The organism is Pantoea sp. GW821-FHT03E06 (assembly GCF_059420725.1).
The window spans coordinates 4,029,295-4,049,127 of record NZ_JBWKUG010000001.1 but is presented as its reverse complement, the minus strand read 5'-3'; the positions used below and the strand labels follow the sequence as shown (position 1 = coordinate 4,049,127).

At 55.2% G+C, this 19,833-nt stretch carries 16 protein-coding genes; 6 read left to right on the top strand and 10 right to left on the bottom strand.

Annotated elements, in window-relative coordinates; all coding sequences use genetic code 11:
* Window positions 1-3: 3 nt before the first annotated feature.
* Window positions 4-852: an MIP/aquaporin family protein gene (locus AC07WB_RS18900; RefSeq protein ID WP_097095648.1), complete on the bottom strand. Its 849-nt coding sequence runs from the start codon at window positions 850-852 to the stop codon at window positions 4-6.
* A 420-nt stretch (window positions 853-1,272) separates the two neighbouring features.
* Between AC07WB_RS18900 and zapB the strand changes: the two genes are divergently transcribed.
* A complete protein-coding gene (gene zapB / locus AC07WB_RS18895; RefSeq protein WP_097095649.1) occupies window positions 1,273-1,512 on the top strand; it encodes a cell division protein ZapB in 240 nt (79 codons plus the stop codon).
* Window positions 1,513-1,562: 50 nt separating this feature from the next.
* Here zapB and rraA read toward each other — a convergent pair whose 3' ends face one another.
* From rraA to priA, 6 genes are all read right to left on the bottom strand, one after another.
* A complete protein-coding gene (gene rraA, locus AC07WB_RS18890; RefSeq protein WP_097095650.1) occupies window positions 1,563-2,048 on the bottom strand; it encodes a ribonuclease E activity regulator RraA in 486 nt (161 codons plus the stop codon).
* A 154-nt stretch (window positions 2,049-2,202) separates the two neighbouring features.
* Window positions 2,203-3,540, bottom strand: coding sequence for an ATP-dependent protease ATPase subunit HslU (gene hslU, locus AC07WB_RS18885; protein ID WP_007885388.1), 1,338 nt, complete (start codon window positions 3,538-3,540; stop codon window positions 2,203-2,205).
* 11 nt (window positions 3,541-3,551) lie between these two features.
* Window positions 3,552-4,082 (bottom strand): ATP-dependent protease subunit HslV, encoded by a 531-nt coding sequence (gene hslV, locus AC07WB_RS18880; protein WP_007885391.1) that lies wholly within the window; start codon window positions 4,080-4,082, stop codon window positions 3,552-3,554.
* Between the two features lie 105 nt (window positions 4,083-4,187).
* On the bottom strand, window positions 4,188-5,072 hold the full coding sequence (ftsN, locus tag AC07WB_RS18875; RefSeq protein WP_494941002.1) for a cell division protein FtsN: 885 nt from the start codon (window positions 5,070-5,072) through the stop codon (window positions 4,188-4,190).
* 151 nt (window positions 5,073-5,223) lie between these two features.
* Window positions 5,224-6,261, bottom strand: coding sequence for a DNA-binding transcriptional regulator CytR (gene cytR, locus AC07WB_RS18870; protein WP_097095652.1), 1,038 nt, complete (start codon window positions 6,259-6,261; stop codon window positions 5,224-5,226).
* 166 nt (window positions 6,262-6,427) lie between these two features.
* The gene (priA, locus tag AC07WB_RS18865; protein WP_494941001.1) at window positions 6,428-8,626 is read right to left on the bottom strand and encodes a primosomal protein N'; all 2,199 of its coding nucleotides are present in this window, start codon (window positions 8,624-8,626) and stop codon (window positions 6,428-6,430) included.
* A 225-nt stretch (window positions 8,627-8,851) separates the two neighbouring features.
* Between priA and rpmE the strand changes: the two genes are divergently transcribed.
* Window positions 8,852-9,067, top strand: a complete 216-nt coding sequence (gene rpmE, locus AC07WB_RS18860; RefSeq protein ID WP_097095654.1) for a 50S ribosomal protein L31 — start codon at window positions 8,852-8,854, stop codon at window positions 9,065-9,067.
* 77 nt (window positions 9,068-9,144) lie between these two features.
* On the opposite strand, the gene metJ is transcribed toward rpmE, so the two are convergent.
* A complete protein-coding gene (metJ, locus tag AC07WB_RS18855) occupies window positions 9,145-9,462 on the bottom strand; it encodes a met regulon transcriptional regulator MetJ (protein WP_007885403.1) in 318 nt (105 codons plus the stop codon).
* A gap of 274 nt (window positions 9,463-9,736) precedes the next feature.
* Between metJ and metB the strand changes: the two genes are divergently transcribed.
* From metB to metF, 3 genes are all read left to right on the top strand, one after another.
* Entirely contained in the window at window positions 9,737-10,897 is a 1,161-nt protein-coding gene (gene metB, locus AC07WB_RS18850; protein WP_345827775.1) for a cystathionine gamma-synthase, read from the top strand.
* Between the two features lie 2 nt (window positions 10,898-10,899).
* Window positions 10,900-13,332: a bifunctional aspartate kinase/homoserine dehydrogenase II gene (locus AC07WB_RS18845; RefSeq protein ID WP_097095656.1), complete on the top strand. Its 2,433-nt coding sequence runs from the start codon at window positions 10,900-10,902 to the stop codon at window positions 13,330-13,332.
* 218 nt (window positions 13,333-13,550) lie between these two features.
* Window positions 13,551-14,447 carry a methylenetetrahydrofolate reductase gene (gene metF / locus AC07WB_RS18840; protein WP_097095657.1) on the top strand — a complete coding sequence of 299 codons (897 nt, stop codon included), beginning with the start codon at window positions 13,551-13,553 and terminating at the stop codon, window positions 14,445-14,447.
* Window positions 14,448-14,594: 147 nt separating this feature from the next.
* Here the strand turns inward: metF and ppc are convergent, their stop codons facing one another.
* Together ppc and argE are read right to left on the bottom strand one after the other, a co-directional pair.
* Window positions 14,595-17,246, bottom strand: coding sequence for a phosphoenolpyruvate carboxylase (gene ppc / locus AC07WB_RS18835; RefSeq protein ID WP_345827778.1), 2,652 nt, complete (start codon window positions 17,244-17,246; stop codon window positions 14,595-14,597).
* A gap of 253 nt (window positions 17,247-17,499) precedes the next feature.
* On the bottom strand, window positions 17,500-18,648 hold the full coding sequence (argE, locus tag AC07WB_RS18830; RefSeq protein WP_007885409.1) for an acetylornithine deacetylase: 1,149 nt from the start codon (window positions 18,646-18,648) through the stop codon (window positions 17,500-17,502).
* Between the two features lie 169 nt (window positions 18,649-18,817).
* Here argE and argC point away from each other — a divergent pair, with 169 nt between their 5' ends.
* Entirely contained in the window at window positions 18,818-19,822 is a 1,005-nt protein-coding gene (gene argC, locus AC07WB_RS18825) for an N-acetyl-gamma-glutamyl-phosphate reductase (protein ID WP_494941000.1), read from the top strand.
* Window positions 19,823-19,833: the final 11 nt, after the last annotated feature.

The following is a 19,833-nucleotide window of genomic DNA, read 5'->3' as shown; positions in this document are numbered from 1 at the left end:
AACTTAGGCTTTACGCTGCTGAGCGCGTGCAACCGGTTTTTCTGCTGTGCTGGCTTCCGCAACGTTAACTGGCAGGTGACGACCAATCAGTGAGCGATAACCGAAGGCTCCGAGGCAGGCACCGATCAGCGGGCCAAAAATCGGAACCAGGAAGTAAGGAATATCTTTGCCACCGGTGAACGCGACGTTGCCCCAGCCGGCGAAGAAGGCGAACAGTTTCGGACCGAAGTCACGCGCTGGATTCAGTGCGAAGCCGGTCAGTGGACCCATAGCACCACCGATAATGGCCACCAGCAGACCAATCAACAGTGGGGCCAGCGGACCACGTGGAACACCGTTGCCGTCATCGGTGAGCGCCATAATCACGCCCATCAGTACTGCAGTAATCACCATCTCAACCAGGAACGCCTGACCAACACTGATGTGCGGGTTCGGATAGGTAGAGAAGATACCGGCCAAATCGAGGCTTTCGACGCTACCGCGTACCATCTGGTGGCTGGTTTCAAAATCCACGAACAAATTGTAGTAAAGACCGTAAACCAACGCGGCAGCGCAGAAGGCGCCGGCAACCTGCGCCAGGATGTACGGGACAACTTTACGACCTTCAAAGTTTGCGAACAGGCACAGCGCGATGGTGACGGCTGGGTTAAGATGCCCGCCTGAGACACCGGCGCTCAGATAGACCGCCATGGATACTGCTAAGCCCCAGATAATACAAATTTCCCACTGACCGAACGCAGCACCGGCCAATTTCAGTGCGGCAACGCAGCCTGCACCAAAAAAGATGATCAAACCGGTGCCAATAAATTCGGCGATGCACTGACCTGTTAGTGTGTTAGTTGTTTGACTCATAATGGCATTCCTGAAGCGAGGTTAAATTTTATCAGTTTTTGTTCTCATCCATGAGTCGCCCAGCTTTTAATGTAGGGTTGATGTGAATTTATCGTTAACGAGCATAAACGAGAAATAGCGAAATTGAAAATTGTGTACTGCGTCATAAAAATGCGCGTTTTCGCGTCTTTTGCGTTTCTTTAAGGCCCATTCACCCTATCTGGCGGGAAGATCTTTAGGTGATCGCCCACACAAATGCGCGAAGATGCGCATTTTTTTAGGCATTGACTGAAAAGTGTTACAGACTGCCCTCGCAGGCCTTGTGCCGCTGGACTTGCTGGGTTTGGCTACATACAATCGAGTCATCGTGGCTGAGCGCACCATAATAAGGCATGCACCAGCCCCATCAACGCCTTGCAAGATTTAGGAGAGGTCAGAAAGATGTCATTTGAAGTATTCGAGAAACTGGAAGCGAAAGTACAGCAGGCGATTGATACCATCACTCTGCTGCAGATGGAAATTGAAGAGCTGAAAGAGCAAAACAATAACCTGAAAAACGAAGTCAGCCAGGCTTCAGGCAACCAGGATGCGCTGGTACGTGAAAACCAGCATCTAAAAGAAGAGCAGCACGTCTGGCAGGATCGTCTGCGAGCACTGCTGGGAAAAATGGAAGAAGTTTAAGCGTTATCGCTTAAACCAACGGGTGCCGCGGCACCCGTTTTTGTTGCGGCTTACTCGATGTCGAGCGCGTCTTCAGACAGGATAATGCCGGTATTGTCGGCATACAGATGATCGCCAGAGAAGAAGGTTACGCCGCCAAAGTTAACGCGTACGTCACTCTCGCCAATGCCTTCACCCGCGGCTCCCACCGGAATTGCCGCAATCGCCTGAATGCCGATTTCCAGCTCTTCCAGGTCATCAACCTGACGCACCGAACCGTAAATCACAATGCCTTCCCACTCATTTTGCGCTGCCAAAGTCGCCAGCTGAGCATCGACCAGTGCGCGACGTACCGAGCCGCCGCCATCCACCAGCAATACGCGACCCCGACCATTCTCTTCCAGCAAATCGTAGAGTAAGCCGTTGTCTTCGAAACATTTCACTGTGGTGATTTGACCACCGAATGAGCTGCGCCCACCAAAGTTAGAAAAAAGCGGTTCAACAACGTTCACAGCTTCGTGGTAGATGTCACAGAGTTCAGATGTATCGTATTTCATGAGGGTTTTCGTCTGTTTGCCACAGGAGCGCTAAGTATATCGCTATCTGGCGATTGTTGGCAAAATCATCAACCGCCAAAAAAAGCGCTGCATCAATATCCTGCGTAATAAAAAGCCCGGCGCAGTGGCCGGGCGGGAATAGCGGGGACGACGCTTACAGAATGAAGCGGCTGAGATCTTCGTCGGCTACCAGCTCATCCAGATGCTTACCAACGTACTCGGCATCGATGGTAATCGACTCGCCGTTACGATCGCTGGCGTCATAGGAGATATCTTCCATCAAACGCTCCAGCACGGTATGCAGACGACGCGCACCGATGTTCTCAGTGGTTTCGTTCACCTGCCACGCTGCTTCGGCAATACGACGCACCGCATCATCGGTAAAGTCGATGTTAACCCCTTCAGTACCCATCAGCGCTTTGTACTGTACGGTCACCGAGGCGTTCGGTTCGGTCAGGATACGTTCGAAGTCGTTGACGGTCAGCGCCTGCAGCTCAACGCGGATCGGCAGACGGCCCTGCAGCTCTGGAATCAGATCGGAAGGGCTGGCAACCTGGAACGCACCGGATGCGATAAACAGAATGTGGTCGGTTTTCACCATGCCGTGCTTGGTGGATACGGTGCAGCCTTCAACCAGCGGCAGCAGATCGCGCTGCACACCTTCACGTGAAACGTCTGGACCACCGGCATTCTGACCGCCGCGCTTACAGATTTTATCGATTTCGTCGATAAACACGATGCCGTGCTGCTCAACCGCATCAATGGCATCCTGCTTCAGCTCTTCCGGATTCACCAGCTTGGCCGCTTCTTCTTCAATCAACAGCTTCATAGCTTCTTTGATTTTCAGCTTACGCGGTTTCTGCTTCTGGCCACCGAGATTCTGGAACATCGATTGCAGCTGGCTGGTCATCTCTTCCATGCCAGGAGGCGCCATGATTTCAACGCCGGCTGAGGAAGCGGCCAGATCGATTTCAATCTCTTTGTCGTCCAGCTGGCCTTCGCGCAATTTCTTGCGGAAAGACTGACGCGCTGCCGAGGGCTCAGCCGCTTGCTCAGCCTGGCCCCAGTTATTTTTCGCCGGTGGGATCAGCACATCAAGGATGCGCTCTTCTGCCATCTCTTCGGCGCGGTATTTGTTCTTCTCAATCGCCTGGCTGCGCACCATTTTGATGGCAGAGTCGGTCAGATCGCGAATAATAGAGTCGACTTCTTTACCGACATAACCGACTTCAGTGAATTTGGTCGCTTCTACTTTAATAAACGGTGCGTTAGCCAGTTTAGCCAGGCGACGCGCTATCTCGGTTTTACCCACACCAGTAGGACCAATCATCAGAATATTTTTCGGCGTGACTTCGTGGCGCAGCTCTTCGTCGAGCTGCATGCGGCGCCAGCGGTTACGCAGGGCGATGGCGACCGCCTTTTTTGCGCCGTCCTGGCCGATAATAAAGCGGTTAAGCTCGCTGACAATCTCGCGTGGAGTCATCTCGGACATGATTTTGATCCTTACGCCTTAGACGGCAATGCTTCGATGTTGATGTTGTGGTTGGTGTAGATACAGATATCGCCGGCGATGTTCAGCGCCTTCTCCACAATATCTTGTGCACCAATGTCCGTGTTCTCCAGCAGTGCGCGTGCTGCTGCCTGAGCGTAAGGCCCGCCAGAACCAATCGCAATCAGGTCATTTTCCGGCTGAATAACGTCGCCGTTGCCGCTGATGATCAGTGAGGCGTTTTCGTCAGCGACCGCCAGCAGCGCTTCAAGGCGGCGCAGCATGCGATCGGTACGCCAATCTTTCGCCAGTTCGACCGCCGCTTTCACCAAATGACCCTGGTGCATCTCCAGCTTGCGCTCAAACAGTTCAAACAGGGTGAAGGCATCTGCGGTACCGCCAGCAAAGCCAGCGATCACTTTATCGTTGTAAAGACGACGGACTTTTTTAACATTGCCTTTCATTACGGTATTGCCGAGCGTAGCCTGGCCATCACCGCCAATCACTACCTGGCCGTTGCGTCGTACACTTACTATTGTTGTCACGGGCAGACCCCTTGTTGCAGTAGAAAAGGAACTCCGCGCACTCGGCGCGGAGTATCATGCAACCAGATATGGGGCAGGATTGGGGAGTTTCAACCCCTAAAGAATTTAAGGTAAAGCGAGGGGAATACAACTGCTGTGGCCGGAGCTGTGTAAGCGTTTGACCGTGCTGTCCGCGCTGCTGCGATCTTTAAACGGTCCGATCACCACGCGATTCCAGCCACCGCCGGTCGTAATACGGCTCTCAAATCCTTCAAATGCCAGACCGGCGCGCACGGATTCCGCCTGATCGGTGCCTTTGAACGAACCACACTGCACCATCCAGCGTTGCGAAGAGGTTTTCTCTTCAGGTTTCGCCCTGGCGGTTTCCTGCGGCTTGCTCTGCTGCGTTGGCTCGCGCGTGATCGGCGCAGGTTGCTGCTGCTGACGCGCGGCCTGTTGCTGCTGCAACTGCTGTTGGCGCTGCTGCTGCTGTAACTGTTGCTGCTGGCGTTGTTGCACCTGCTGCTGTTGTTGCTGTACCTGTTGACGCTGCAGCGTTTGCTGGCGCTGCGCCGGGGTTTGTTCATTCCACGGTACTTCATTCAGCTGCGTAGGCTGCTGGCGCATATCGGCCTGCATTTGATCCAGTAGCTGGCGCTGTTCATCGGTTAGCTGAGTTTGTGATTGTACGCCACCCGCCGAAGGCTCAGTCGGTGATGGAACGGTAATCTGACGATTTTCCAGCTCTTTGATGTACTTCCAGCGCTCTTCCGGCTTCGGCGGCAGGCCGTTACCATTGGCTTTATGATTCGGAATAACCTCAATCTCTTCTTTCTTATGGTGCGAGATGAACCATAAACCACCGGCAAAGGTGACCAGCACGGCCACAGCCAGTATCATCATGATTTTTGAAGTGCCGGAGCCGCCTTTGCTTTTCTTGCTGCGGCTGGCGGGTTTTTTGCGACGCGTCCCTGTTGAACGCCCGCGGCCTACATAATCTTTCTGTGCCACTTTCGTTCTGATACCCTTCAAAAAAATGCCAATGGGCGTGAAAAATTGCGATTAATCGCCCGGCAACGAATGCGCCATGTTACGCAAGGGCTGGAACTTTGACCAGCACAGTCTGCCTTCAGAATCGGCTGAAAATTCTGGGGTCGTTACGCTATTTTTCGCGTTTTGCCGCCGGTGCGGTACTACCGCGTACGCGCAGCTCCGCATCCAGCAGACGTGATCCGTTATTCACGCGTTTCCCTTGCAGCTCATCGAGTAATAGCAGCATCGCTTCGCGGCCAATAGCAAAGCGCGGCTGCGCGACGGTGGTCAAGGGTGGATCGTAATATTGTGCGAGCTCGATATCATCGAAACCCACCACAGACAAATCCTGTGGAATGCGCATGCCAAGTTTGCGCGCCTGGTTCATGGCACCCAGCGCCATCAAATCGCTATGGCAGAAGATGGCTTTTGGCGGTTGCGGCAAGCTCATTAACTGCTTCAGCGCGCTGGCGCCTGCTTCAAAGGTGAAATCACCGTGCACAATCATGGTGGGATCGATGGCGATGCTGCTGCGGCGCAGCGCCTGAATGTAGCCCTGCAAACGATACTGGCTGAGCGGAACGTGTTCTGGTCCGGTGATGCAGGCGATTTGACGATGACCAAGCTGCAAGAGATGATTAACGGCTTCAAATGCCGCCGTCAGGTTATCAATGTGCACCGTTGGCAGCGCCATTTCTGGGGCAAATTCATTTCCCATCACCATCGGCGGCAGATTGCGCTGATCTTCAATGCCTGCATCAAACGGCAGCTGTGAACCCAGCAGCACCATGCCGTCAATTTGCCGCGTCAGCATTAAATTCAGGAAGGTTTTTTCCTGCTGATTTTGATGGGCACAATCTCCAATCAGGACCAGATAACCTTCCTGCGCGGCGGTCACTTCTACGCCGCGGATAATCTCACTGAAAAAGGGATCGCAGATGTCCGGCACAATCACCAGAATAGTTTGCGTTTCACCGCGTTTGGCGTTGCGCGCCAAACCGTGCGGCGCGTAGCCCACGGCAAGCACCGCTTTTTCGACTTTGAGCCGGGTAGCGGCAGAGACTTTTTCTGGATTCATCAACGCACGTGAAACCGTGGCGGTAGAAACACCGGCTTTCTCAGCCACATCTTTCATGGTGGCGGCGGTTGAGGATTGCTTCTGGTCCAACGTATAACTCCTGACGCGGTACAGCGCATTGATTTACAGAGAATGCCGGGCTTCAACCGGGTCGGCACTATTGTTAACCCAAGGTCGCGCCGGGTTGTTACTTAATTTGCATAAAAATTGTGACTTGTGCGACTTTTTTCGATCTGGCTCGCAGTTGTAGCGTGGCTTAACTCTCGGTGGGATCGATATCTAACGTCCATTTCACTTTGCGCGCGGCGGGCAAAGTAGCGATCAATGGCAGCGATCCGCTCAGCAACTGTTGCAAACGTTTACGTGACGGATGTTGCACCAGTAACTGCCAGCGCCAGCGCCCGCTGCGTTTAGGCGCCAGTGCAGGAACGGGCCCCATCAGCCACATCGACTCATCTTTCATTGGACTGGCTTCCAGTAAATTGCGCAGTTGCGTAAGAAATTCCGCTGCCTGCTGGTTATCCATATCTTCGGCGCGGAACAGGGCGTGGCTGGTCCACGGCGGCAGCTGAACTGATTGACGCTCTAGCAGCGTTTGATCGGCAAAGGCAAAATAGCCGCGATGCAACAGGGTTTGCAGCAGTGGATGTTCTGGATGGTGGGTTTGCAGCAACACTTCGCCCTGTTTCCCAGCGCGACCAGCGCGGCCAGCAACCTGGGTATAGAGCTGAGCGAAACGCTCGGCGGCGCGGAAATCGGCGGAAAACAGCGCGCCATCAACATCCAGCAGCGACACCAGCGTGACATCCGGGAAATGGTGACCTTTCGCCAGCATTTGTGTGCCGACCAGAATGCGCGCACCGCCGCGATGCACATCGGCCAGATGCTGCTCCAGCGCACCTTTGCGGCTGGTGGTATCGCGATCGATGCGCGACACCGGTACGCCAGGGAATAACGTACCGAGCTGCTGTTCCAGCTGTTCGGTGCCTACGCCGACCGGCATCAAATGCGTTGAGCCGCAGCCCGGACACTGATTAGGTAGCGGGCGCTGGCTATCGCAATGATGGCAGCGCAACTGGCGATGATTCTGATGCAGCGTGTAGTAGCTGTCGCAGCGCTGGCACTCTGCCAGCCAGCCGCAATCATGACACATCAGCGCCGGTGAGAAACCGCGGCGGTTGAGAAACAGCAGCACCTGATTATCAGCCTGCAGATGCTGGCGCATTTTGCCGAGCAGCGCGGGTGCCAATCCTCCTTTCAGCTGCTGACCTTTCAGATCAATCAACTGCTGTAACGCCGGTTTGGCATTGCCCGCGCGTTTGGTGAGATTGAGCTGGCGATATTTGCCAACGCGTACGTTGTGCAAGGTTTCCAGCGCGGGCGTGGCCGATCCCATCACAATCGGGATGTCTTCTTCATGGGCGCGAAATACTGCCAGATCGCGCGCCTGATAGCGCCAGCCTTCCTGCTGTTTGTACGAGCTATCGTGCTCTTCATCAATAATGATCACACCCGGACGCGCCAGCGGCGTGAACAGTGCTGAACGCGTTCCGATAACAATCGCGGTTTCGCCGCTGCGCGCGCGCAGCCAAACCGCAAGGCGTTCACTATCGTTGAGCGCCGAGTGCAACACATCAATCGGCGCATCAAAACGTTCGCGGAAGCGGGCGATTGTTTGTGGCGTCAGGCCGATCTCCGGCACCAGCACCAGCGCCTGTTTGCCGCGTGCCAGCACATTCTCCAGCACGCTAAGATACACTTCGGTTTTACCCGAACCGGTAATTCCCGCCAGTAGCCAGGGTGCGTAGTGGTCGTCTTCGCTGCGCATCGCGCCCACCGCCATCGCCTGATCGGTATTCAGGCGCAGGCGTTCGCCTTTTACGGCGAAGCTGCTGCGCCAGTCGTGCATTTGCGGCGCGTGTTCACGCAGATCGCACAAGCCTTTCGCGCGCAACGCTTGCAGGGCGGCATCGGTAAAATCGTGTTCGCTGACCTGATGACGATACAACGGCTGCTGACGCAGCATCGCCAGCGCCTGCTGCTGTTTCGGCGCGCGCTTCAGGCTCTCCATCGCCACTTCTCGTCCAGCATCATTGATCACCCATTGCCACAGCGGTGCTTCCTGAGCCGGTTTGCCCTGGCGCAGCAGCACCGGCAGCGCATGGCTCAGCACTTCACCGAGCGGTGAGTGATAATAATGAGCCGCCCAATGCAGGATGCGCCACAGCGCGGGCGAGAACAGACTTTCATCGTCGAGCACGCTCTCAATCTGCTTGAGCTGCGTTAACGGGAGATCGCTGGTTTCGCGCGTACCAACCACAATGCCGATCATTTTGCGATTGCCGAACGGCACATTCACGCGTGCGCCTGCCACCGGCTGCGGCGCATCGGCAGGCAGCAAGTAATCAAACAGACGAGGTAGCGGAACGGGCAGGGCAACCTGAACAACGGGCATGTGAATCTCTATCCGGTTCTGAATTAAGGAGAAGTAGTGTACACGCTGATACACTGAGCGGGTATCTAGAGTAGTGATTTGCTAAAACTGGTTAATTTCTGTATACTATGCCGCCTTCGATGAGATTGCTCGTCGGAGCATACACTTAATGTTCAATCGCGTGTGGTGCTGTGCAGGCTGAGAGCCTGGCGCGGAGAGCGACACGGCCTTTTATGAGGTTCTCCCATGAAACAAGGTATTCACCCTAAGTACGAAGCAGTAACCATGACTTGCTCTTGCGGTAACGTGATCAACACCCGTTCAACCATGGCTTCTGGTCTGAACCTGGACGTGTGCGGCAAATGCCACCCGTTCTATACTGGTAAGCAGCGTGTTGCTGACACCGGTGGCCGTGTAGATCGCTTCAACAAGCGTTTCAGCGTGCCAGCAAGCAAGAAATAAGATTATTTGCCGTCGAATCATCACGATTCGGAAGCAAGAAAAAACCCAGCTTCGGCTGGGTTTTTTTATTTCTGGCGTCAGTATTCCCAACTATCGGGATCGATGCCCATCTCACGCATAATCTGTTTTGCTTCTTCCGGAATTTCATCACTGCGTTCTTTGCGCAGATCGACATCGTTCGGCAGAGGCTGCCCGGTGAAAGCATGCAAAAAGGCTTCACACAGCAGTTCGCTGTTGGTAGCGTGACGCAGGTTATTCACCTGACGGCGTGTACGCTCATCCGTTAAAATCTTCAGCACTTTCAGCGGGATAGAAACTGTGATTTTCTTAACCTGCTCGCTCTTCTTACCATGTTCAGCGTAAGGGCTGATATATTCGCCGTTCCATTCAGCCATGGGTTACCTTAATCAATAAAAGTTGAATATGGGGAAATCCGTTGATTATGCCCGATTTTTCGATACCTGACCCCTTAAACCGCAGGTTTTATGCTTGAGCATCGCTTTTGAAAAGGAAAGCGCGCTGAACACCAGGCGATGACGGACAATTTTAGCGGTTATTGATGATTTGCTCAATCTATACGCAAAGACATTTAGATGTCCAGATGTATTGACGTCTATGCGCTGAATGTTATTCTGTTGCTCTTCTTTTTCTTCAGGAACAGTAGGCACCATGACGCGCAAACAGGCAACCATCGCAGTACGCAGCGGTTTGAATGATGACGAGCAATATGGCTGCGTTGTCCCACCGATTCATCTCTCCAGTACTTATAACTTCCTCGACTTCAATGAGCCGCGCGCGCATGACTATTCACGCCGCGGTAATCCGACGCGCGATGTGGTTCAGCGTGCGCTGGCGGAGCTGGAGGGGGGCGCAGGTGCGGTCTTAACCAATACCGGCATGTCAGCGATTCATCTGGTGACCACCGTGTTCCTGAAGCCGGGCGATTTACTGGTCGCGCCTCATGACTGCTACGGCGGCAGCTATCGTCTGTTCGATAGCCTGAGTAAGCGCGGTGCCTATCGCGTGAAGTTTGTTGATCAGGGCGATAAAGCCGCGCTGGCTGCTGCATTAGCTGAGAAGCCAAAGCTGGTGCTGGTCGAGAGCCCAAGCAATCCGCTATTGCGCGTGGTTGATATTGCCAGCATTTGTGCCGCCGCGCGCGAAGCCGGCGCGATTAGCGTGGTGGATAACACCTTCCTTAGCCCGGCGCTGCAAAACCCGCTGGCGCTGGGTGCCGATCTGGTGGTTCACTCCTGTACCAAATACCTGAACGGCCACTCCGATGTGGTTGCAGGCGCAGTCATCTCTAAAGATCCGGCGATGGCGACCGATCTTGCCTGGTGGGCGAATAATATTGGTGTCACTGGCGCTGCGTTTGATAGCTACCTGCTGCTACGCGGTTTACGCACGCTGTCGCCGCGTATCGCCGCTGCACAACGCAACGCATTGGCAATTGTTGATTACCTGAAGCAACAACCGCTGGTGAAAAAACTGTATCATCCGTCTCTGCCGGAAAACGCCGGTCATGAGTTTGCGGTACGTCAGCAGCGTGGCTTTGGCGCCATGTTGAGTTTCGAAATTGATGCTGATGAAGCGCGCCTGCGCCGCTTCCTGAAAGCACTGCAGCTGTTTACGCTGGCTGAATCACTGGGCGGTGTAGAGAGTTTGATTTCGCATACCGCGACCATGACGCATGCGGGCATGTCTGCAGAAGCGCGCGCGGCAGCGGGAATTTCTGAAACACTGCTGCGTATTTCAGTGGGAATTGAAGATCACGAAGATTTAATCGCCGATCTGGATAATGCATTCAGGATCGCAGCCGAGGGGTAACCATGACGATTTCAGCAGGCGCGGGAACGCCGATCAAGCAGTTGCATAAATTTGGTGGCAGTAGCCTGGCCGACGCACGTTGCTATCAACGCGTAGCCAGCATCATGGCGGATTACAGCCAGCCAGGCGACTTAATGGTGGTCTCTGCCGCAGGCAGCACCACCAACCAGTTGATTAGCTGGCTGAAATTAAGCCAGAGCGATCGCTTATCTGCCCATCAGGTGCAACAGGCTTTACGCCGCTTTCACAGCGAGCTTATTGCTGCGCTGCTGCCTGCTGAATATGCCGAAACCCTGACCTCTACCTTTATACGCGATCTGGAACGGTTGGCGGCACTGCTCGACGGCACCATCACCGACGCGGTTTATGCCGAAGTGGTCGGCCACGGCGAAATCTGGTCGGCGCGCTTAATGGCTGCAGTATTAAGCCAGCGCGAAATTGAAGCGGCCTGGCTTGATGCGCGTGACTTCCTGCGTGCCGAACGTGCCGCACAGCCGCAGGTGGATGAAGGAAAATCCTGGCCGCTGCTGCAGGAGCTGTTGACCCAGCATCCGCATAAGCGTTTGGTGGTAACCGGATTTATCAGCCGCAGCGATGCCGGTGAAACGGTCTTGCTAGGCCGTAACGGCTCGGACTACTCGGCCACGCAGATTGGTGCGCTGGCGGGTGTGGGTCGCGTGACCATCTGGAGCGATGTGGCGGGCGTGTATAGCGCCGATCCACGCAAAGTCTCTGATGCCTGCCTGCTGCCGCTGCTGCGTCTGGATGAAGCCAGCGAGCTGGCGCGTCTGGCGGCGCCGGTATTGCACACTCGCACCTTGCAGCCGGTTTCTAATAGCGATATCGATTTGCAGCTGCGTTGCAGCTACCAACCGGAGCAGGGCTCGACGCGCATCGAGCGCGTGCTGGCTTCTGGTACCGGTGCGCGGATTGTCACCAGCCACGATGATGTGTGTCTGGTTGAGATTGAGATCCCGGCTAATCACGATTTCAAAACGCAGCAGAAAGAGATCGATCTGCTGCTGAAGCGCGCGCAGCTACGGCCGCTGGCGATGGGGATTCATCCCGATCGCCGCCTGCTGCAGCTGTGTTACACCTCTGAAGTGGTGAACAGCGCCTTTAATCTGCTGCAGGATGCCGCGTTGCCGGGTCATCTGCAGCTGCGCGACGGCTTAGCGCTGGTGGCGCTAGTGGGAGCAGGCGTAACGCGTAATCCGCTGCATAGCCATCGCTTCTGGCAGCAGATCAAAGATCAGCCGGTGGAATTTGTCTGGCAGTCTGAAGATCACATCAGCATTGTTGCTGTACTGCGCGTTGGGCCAACGCAGCACCTGATTCAGGGCTTGCATCAGTCGCTGTTCCGCGCGGAAAAGCGCATTGGCCTGATACTTTTCGGCAAAGGCAATATTGGATCCCGCTGGCTGGAGCTGTTTGCGCGCGAGCAGGAAACGCTGTCGGCGCGTACCGGATTTGAATATGTGCTGGCGGGCGTGGCGGACAGCAGCCGCAGTTTGCTGAGCTACGACGGTCTGGAAGCCAGCCGCGCGCTGGCGTTTTTCGATGACGAAGCGGTTGAGCGCGATGAAGAGTCGCTGTTCCTGTGGATGCGCGCGCACCCGTTCGATGATTTGGTGGTGCTGGACGTCACGGCGAGCGAGCAGCTGGCGCAGCAGTATCATGATTTCGCCAGCCACGGTTTCCACGTGATCAGCGCCAATAAGGTCGCCGGTGCATCCAGCGGCCAGAGCTGGCGTCAGGTGCGTGATGCCTTCGCCAAAACCGGGCGTCACTGGCTCTATAACGCGACCGTGGGCGCCGGTTTGCCGGTCAATCACACGGTGCGTGATTTGCGAGAAAGCGGTGATAGCATTCTGGCGATCAGCGGCATTTTCTCTGGCACACTTTCCTGGTTGTTCCTGCAGTTTGACGGCACGGTTCCATTCAGCGAGCTGGTCGACCAGGCCTGGCAGCAAGGCCTGACTGAACCCGATCCACGCGTTGATCTGTCTGGGCAGGATGTGATGCGCAAGCTGGTGATTCTGGCGCGCGAAGCGGGCTACGACATCGAGCCGGATCAGGTGCGGGTGGAATCGCTGGTGCCGTCGATTTGCGACGGTGAGTCGATTGATCATTTCTTCGAAAATGCTGATGAGCTCAATGAGCAGATGCTACAGCGTCTGGAAGCGGCGCAGGAACTGGGTCTGGTGCTGCGTTACGTGGCGCGTTTCGATGCCAATGGCAAAGCGCGCGTCGGCGTGGAAGCGGTACGCCCTGAGCATCCGCTGGCCGCGCTGCTGCCGTGTGATAACGTGTTTGCCATCGAAAGCCGCTGGTATCGTGATAATCCGCTGGTGATTCGCGGTCCTGGCGCAGGTCGTGATGTGACGGCGGGTGCACTGCAATCTGACATCAATCGCCTCGCACAGCTGCTGTAACCTTCCACAATAGGCAGACGGCTCCGCCCGTCTGCCTTTTTCACTTTATCCCTCCCATCATGAAACGCTTTCACGTTGTTTGAAGATTTGTCACGCCTGCTGATTAATTTTAAGTTGACGCTAACGCGGTAATGGTTCATTTTGTGCATCTGGACGTCTAAACGTATGGATGTTCGCGGGCCGAAAAATAATCGCTGTGTGATGATGAGGTAATTAGGATGAGTTTCTTTCACGCCAATCAACGCGAAGCGTTGAACCAGAGCCTGGCTGAGCTGAATGGGCAAATTAATGTCTCTTTTGAGTTTTTCCCGCCACGTACCAGCGAAATGGAAGAAACCCTGTGGAGCTCAATCGATCGGCTGAGCAGCCTGAAACCGAAATTCGTCTCCGTGACCTACGGCGCCAACTCGGGCGAGCGCGATCGCACGCACAGCATTATTAAAGGCATCAAAGATCGCACCGGTTTAGAAGCGGCGCCGCATCTGACCTGTATCGACGCCACGCGTGATGAACTGCGTGGCATCGCCCGTGATTACTGGGACAGCGGCATTCGTCATATCGTGGCACTGCGCGGTGATTTACCACCGGGCGGCGGCAAACCAGAAATGTACGGTTCGGACCTGGTAGCGTTGCTGAAAGACGTTGGCGATTTTGATATTTCTGTGGCGGCTTATCCGGAAGTACATCCGGAAGCGAAAAGCGCGCAGGCCGATCTCATCAACTTAAAGCGCAAAATTGATGCCGGTGCGAACCGCGCCATTACCCAATTTTTCTTTGACGTTGAAAGTTACCTGCGTTTCCGCGATCGCTGCGTCGCGGCCAGCATCGACGTTGAAATCGTGCCGGGCATTCTGCCGGTATCCAACTTTAAGCAGCTGCAGCGCTTCGCCACCATGACCAATGTCCGCGTGCCAGGCTGGATGAGCGCGATGTTTGAAGGCCTCGATAACGATCCGGAAACGCGCAAAATGGTCGGCGCTAACGTTGCCATGGACATGGTGAAAATCCTGTCGCGCGAAGGGGTGAAGGATTTCCACTTCTATACGCTGAACCGCGCCGAGATGAGTTACGCCATTTGCCACACGCTGGGCGTGCGCCCGGGGATTAGCGCCTAAGGTGATGCGGTGGTCGCCATGAATGGCGCCCCTACAATTTGCCAGTGCTGATGCTGTAGGGGGTGCATTCATGCGCACCTGACACCAGGGTGCAGAACCCATAAAAAAAGGAGCCAGCTGGCTCCTTTTTCACATCATGCCTCTTTGTTAACCGGTATTTCGCATACCCGCTGCAACACCGGCAATCGTCACCATTAGCGCTTGCTCAACGCGCGCATCCGGCGCATCACCGCGCTCTTCCTGCGCACGTGAACGATGCAGCAGTTCAGCCTGCAATACGTTCAGCGGATCGGTATACACGTTACGCAGCGCGATGGATTCGGCAATCCACGGTTGGTCAGCCATCAGGTGCGCATCATTGGCGATGGTCAGCACCGCTTTAATATCCGCATCCAGCTGATCGCGTAGCTGCTTGCCGAGCGGCCACAGCGACTTATCCACCAGACGCTGATCGTAGTATTCCGCCAGCCACAGATCGGCTTTCGAGAACACCATCTCCAGCATGCCAAGACGCGTCGAGAAGAACGGCCAATCGCGGCACATGGTTTCCAGCTCATCCTGATGACCTTCATCCATCGCTTTCTGCAGCGCGGCGCCTGCACCCAGCCAGGCCGGCAACATCAGGCGGTTTTGCGTCCAGGCAAAGATCCACGGAATGGCGCGCAGCGATTCCACACCGCCGGTTGGGCGACGTTTTGCCGGACGTGAGCCCAGCGGCAATTTACCCAGCTCTTGCTCCGGCGTTGCCGAACGGAAGTACGGTACGAAGTCGGGATTCTCACGCACATAGCCGCGATACATGGCACAGGAGTGCGCCGAAAGGCCGTTCATGATCTCCTGCCATTCGCGCTTCGGTTCCGGTGGTGGCAGCAGGTTAGCTTCCAGAATCGCACCGGTATACAGCGATAGGCTGGCGATAGTGACTTCAGGCAAACCGTATTTGAAGCGAATCATCTCGCCTTGTTCGGTCACGCGCAGACCGCCTTTTAGGCTGCCCGGCGGTTGTGACAACAGCGCGGCGTGTGCCGGTGCGCCGCCACGGCCAATTGAGCCACCGCGTCCGTGGAACAGCGTCAGCGTGATGCCGGCGCTCTCACAGGTTTTGATTAGCGCGTCCTGTGCCTGATATTGCGCCCAGCTGGCGGCCATCACGCCGGCATCTTTCGCCGAGTCGGAATAGCCAATCATCACCATCTGCTTGCCGTTGATAAAGCCGCGATACCAGTCGATGCTCAGCAGCTGCGTCATCACGTCATTGGCGTTGTTGAGGTCATCAAGGGTTTCGAACAGCGGCGCCACCGGCATGGCGTAAGGAATACCGGCTTCTTTCAGCAGCAGATGTACCGCCAACACGTCTGACGGCGTTTTCGCCATCGAAATCACGTAAGAGGCAATTGAGCCCTGCGGCGCTTCGGCCACCACTTTGCAGGTATCGAGCACTTCACGCGTTTCATCGCCAGGTTCCCACTGATGCGGCAACAGCGGACGCTTAGAATTCAGTTCACGGATCAGGAAGGCCTGTTTGTCCGCTTCTGACCAGCTTTCGTAATCACCGAGGCCGAGATAGCGCGTCACTTCAGCAATCGCCTGGGTATGGCGGGTGCTCTCCTGACGGATATCGATACGCACCAGCGGCACGCCGAAGCACTTCACGCGGCGCAGCGTATCCAGCAGCTGGCCATTGGCGATGATGCCCATGCCGCACTGTTGTAAAGACTGATAGATAGCGAACAGCGGTTCCCACAGCTGATCGTTAGAAACCAGCAGATCGGTCGGACGCGGCAGGCGCTCGCCTTTCAGACGACGTTCCAAATAAGCTTGTGTCGTCATCAGCTGGCTGCGCAGGCGTTTCAGCACCATACGATACGGCTCCAGCGCTTCCGGATCGCCGCACAGCTCGCGCACTTCGTCGCTGCATTCGGACATCGACAGCTCAGAAACCAGCACGCCGATATCACGCAGGAACAGGTCCGCGGCTTTCCAGCGGCTCAGCTGCATCGCGTGGCGGGTAATCGGTGCGGTAACGTTTGGGTTGCCGTCACGGTCGCCGCCCATCCACGAGGTAAATTTGATCGGCACGAAATCGACTGGCAGCTTAATGCCAAAGGTCTCTTCCACCTGTTCATTCAGCTCGCGCAGGAAGGCAGGCACGCCTTGCCACAGGCTGTTTTCCACCACGGCAAAGCCCCATTTGGCTTCATCGATGGGCGTTGGACGATATTTGCGGATCTCATCGGTATGCCACGCTTGTGCCACCAGCTGACGCAGACGGCGCATCACCTGCGTACGCTCGTAGTCAGAGATATCGCTGTGATCGAGTTGCTGTAAACAGCTGTTCACTTCGCCGAGCATATGGATCAGCGTGCGGCGGGTAATTTCGGTGGGGTGTGCCGTCAGCACCAGCTCCAGCGACAGCTCTTCAATCGACTGGCGGATAGCGGCTTCGCTGATATCACCTTGCTGTTTCAGACGCTCGAAGGTCTTCTTCAGCAGCTCAGGATGATTCGCGCCATCGCCGCTGCGGGAAATGGTTTGATACTGCTCAGCGACGTTGGTGAGATTAAGGAACTGGCTAAACGCACGCGCAACCGGCAGCAGCTCGTCATTTGACAGATTTTGCAGCGTGTTCAGTAGTTCCTGACGATGGGTGTCATTTCCCGCGCGGGATGACTTAGAGAGTTTACGGATGGTCTCCACCTGGTCGAGGATGTTCTCTCCTAGTGCATCCTTAATCGTATCCCCGAGCAGTTTGCCGAGCATACTGACATTACTTCGCATTGCGGAATATTGTTCGTTCATTGGACCCTGACACCCTCATCATCTTTTTAAATATCCCCACGGGAATTATCCACGGGCATAACATCGTCTTTTATCTAGCCACGTATCTTCTTGTACGTCAATTGACTTAAATCCGCATGAATGTGCGGCTAAATAGCGGAAATTCAAAGAATTTGCTTGCAGCGAAGCGAGATAAGTTATTCTTATTATCAAATCCCGAACAATGACGGGGCAATTTGCTGATTTAACAGTGAAATGCCCCATCTGTTGTTCATCAATGACAAAAATGCTGCACAACCTGGGTGATAAGCGCATGAGTCGGCTTGATAAATGCGGTATCAATAAACTCATCCGGCTGATGGGCTTGATTGATAGATCCCGGGCCTAACACCAGCGTTGGGCACAATTGCTGGATAAATGGCGCTTCAGTGCAATAGTTCACCACTTCAGTCGGCACACCCAATAGTTTCTCCACCACTTGCACCAGCTCATGATCGGCAGGGCATTCGTAGCCTGGAATAGGCGGATGCAGCTCGCCCACGGTTAAACGTCCCGGCCAGCGCGCGCTGACCGGCGCCAACGCGTCGTTCAGCAGACCATCCAAATCGCTCAGAGTTAAGCCTGGCAGCGGACGAATATCCATGTGCAATTCACAGCAGGCGCAGATGCGGTTAGCCGCGTCGCCGCCATGAATATGGCCAAAGTTCATGGTTGGATATGGAATAGCAAAGCCGTCGTGGTTGTAGCGTTCTTTCAAGGTGTTACGCAGCTGCATCAGTTGAGTGATGGATTCATGCATCAGTTCGATGGCGTTCACGCCGCGCGACGGATCGCTGGAGTGGCCCGATTGCCCCTGAATACGGATCACATTCGATAGATGACCTTTGTGCGCGCGCACCGGTTTGAGCGACGTTGGCTCGCCGATAATGGCGCAATCCGGACGCAGCTGGGTCGATTCAGAGAAATACTTCGCACCCGCCATGGTGGTCTCTTCATCGGCGGTTGCGAGGATGTAGAGCGGCTTGCTGAGTTTGGTCACGTCAACGTCACGCAGCGCATCCAGAATAAACGCGAAGAAGCCTTTCATATCGGCGGTGCCCAAGCCATAAAGCTTGTTGTCATGTTCGGTCAGCGTGAAGGGATCGCGCGTCCAGCGGCCATCATCGTACGGTACAGTATCGGTATGACCGGCCAGCAACAGGCCGCCCGCGCCCAATCCGCTGCGCGCCAACATATTAAATTTATGCCGCGTGCCAGGCACCGGCTGCACTTCGACGCTGAAGCCAATATCGCGGAACCAGCCGGCCAGCAAATTGATTAAAGTTTCATTACTCTGATCCAGTGCGCTGTCGGTTGCGCTGATTGATGGCGTGGCAATCAACTGGCGGTAGAGTTCGATAAAAGGTGGTAATTTTGTCTTCACTGTTGACGGTCCTTGGGTTAGGATGTATCAATATTCATGCATTAATAGTGAATAAAAATACAATAACGTCGCTTGCATGTGAAGCATCAAATCTTCTGCAAACGGCATCCTGGGCAACGGGGCAAGGCCGCGACCCGATACGTGTGACTGTAATAAGGTATACAGCCTGATGTTGAATACGCTGATCGTTGGTGCCAGTGGTTACGCTGGCGTAGAGCTTGCCACCTACCTGAATCGCCATCCGCATATGAACATAACCGCTTTGGCGGTTTCAGCGCAAAGCCCGGATGCTGGAAAGTTATTGTCGGATTTGCATCCGCAGCTCAAAGGCATTGTCGATTTGCCGCTGCACCCGCTGAGCGACGCCGCAGAATGGGCCGATAAAGTGGATGTGGTGTTCCTCGCGACTGCCCACGAAGTCAGCCACGATCTGGCACCCGAATTCCTCAAAGCAGGTTGCGTGGTCTTCGATCTCTCCGGCGCGTTCCGCGTCAACGACGACGCTTTCTATACGCAATATTACGGTTTCAGCCATCAGCATCAGGATTGGCTGGATAAAGCGGTTTACGGTCTTGCCGAATGGCAGCACGACCAAATCAAAGACGCGCAGCTGGTTGCGGTGCCGGGTTGCTACCCAACCGCAGCACAGCTTTCGCTGAAACCACTCATCGAGGCGGGTCTGCTTAACGATGCACAGTGGCCGGTGATTAATGCTACCAGCGGCGTGAGCGGTGCAGGGCGCAAAGCTAATGTTGCCACCAGCTTCTGTGAAGTGAGTTTGCAGCCGTACGGCCTGTTTAATCATCGTCATCATCCGGAAATCGTCGCGCATCTCGGCACGCCAGTGATCTTCACGCCACATCTGGGCAGTTTCCCGCGCGGAATCTTGTCGACCACCACCTGCCGCCTGAAAGCGGGCGTGACGCAGCAGGATGTGGCCGAGGCCTTCCATCATGCTTACCACGACAAACCGCTGGTGCGCGTGTATGACAAAGGCGTTCCGGCGCTGAAAGCGGTGGTCGGTTTGCCGTTCTGCGATATCGGCTTCGCCATGCAAGGCGAGCACCTGATTGTGGTCGCCGCTGAAGATAACCTGCTGAAAGGCGCCTCATCGCAGGCGGTTCAGTGTTTGAACATTCGTTTCGGCTTCCCCGAAACGCTGTCTCTGATTTAACCAACGGATAA